The organism is Psychrobacter sp. 1Y4 (genome assembly GCF_051847555.1).
Genome location: NZ_JBPYDE010000098.1, coordinates 1 through 1,210, shown reverse-complemented (window position 1 = coordinate 1,210; position 1,210 = coordinate 1). Strand labels below are relative to the sequence as shown.

Below are 1,210 nucleotides of genomic sequence, written 5' to 3'. Positions count from 1 at the left end.
TTGAATCTCTACTGTTTTTAACGTAATACCCCAATCAGCGATGTCTTCTGAAATCGCATGTTTGAGCAAGGCTTTAATCTCATCACGACTTGATAAGGCATTATCCAAATCCATTTCACCAATAATCGAGCGCAAGGAGGTTTGCACCAAATTGCGGATACCATGCTCATAATCTTCAATACCGTAGACCGCTTTATCTGGACGCAGGATGTTGATATAAGCCACAGCATTAGCGATGATAACGACGTTATCACGGGTAATGACTTCTTGTGATGGAATGTCTAATACGATGTCTTTTGTGGTGACTTTATAAGCGACTCTATCCACAAAAGGAATGATAATGCTAAATCCAGGCTCTAATGTTTGCTGATACTTACCCAGCCGCTGCACGACCCACTTGTACCCTTGCGGGACAATACAGACACTCTTAAAGACGGTAAAGACCACCAACGCTGCCAATACCAGCATCACGATACCGACGCCATTTAAACTACTCAAGATGCTACCCATGTGATTCTCCTTGACCCTCGCTTTATTTGCCAGCGACGTGATTTATGTCCTTTTTTTCTTAATTTAAAAATCTTTGGTACCTGATAACGTTTATTTGCTAGTACCTGTCTCTTTGAGATCGGGCTTGTGCAAGCTCAGTCTACTCGCTTTAGATTGTTTGGCAGGCATTTGGCTACTTGCAGGCACTTGACTGTTAATCGTCGGGGTAATGTTTGGCTTTATGGTTTTAGGTGCTTGGAGGCGCTGCGTGGGTGCAACCACCATCTCATCGCCGACCACCTTTATGACCACCACACGATCACCTGTCTCGACATTCACGCCTGCTGTGCGACATGGCCACTCATCCGCACCCCAAATAGGCACGTTAAAGCGCACCATACCTGAAATGCCTTTTTGCGGTTTGACCACGATCATGCCCGTCTCACCAATAATCAGATCGCTACTCTGCCCCACCTTTTTACGGCTCATTGACAGCGGCTTGATGTATTTGACCCAAGCAAACATAAACAAAACCGATAGCGTAAGCCAAATTAATACCTGAAATAATAACGGAATAGGCAACAGCCACGCTAAAGCGGCAACAATCACAGCGGCGGCTCCAAACCAAAGGCTTGCAAAGGTCGGAATAAATATCTCAGCAATCATCAAGGAGAAGCCCAACACCAACCAATGCCAAGGTTCAATCATCCAGATAGTCTCA

Annotated in this window: 2 protein-coding genes; both read right to left on the bottom strand. The window is 45.2% G+C overall.

What is annotated here, in order from left to right; translation table 11 throughout:
• Positions 1-510, bottom strand: a 510-nt coding sequence (locus ACS8FC_RS14475; RefSeq protein WP_439297276.1) for an SPFH domain-containing protein, incomplete at its 3' end; no start/stop codon positions are given.
• Between the two features lie 90 nt (positions 511-600).
• Positions 601-1,210: NfeD family protein (locus tag ACS8FC_RS14470; protein WP_439297275.1), on the bottom strand; the 610-nt coding region annotated here is incomplete at its 5' end.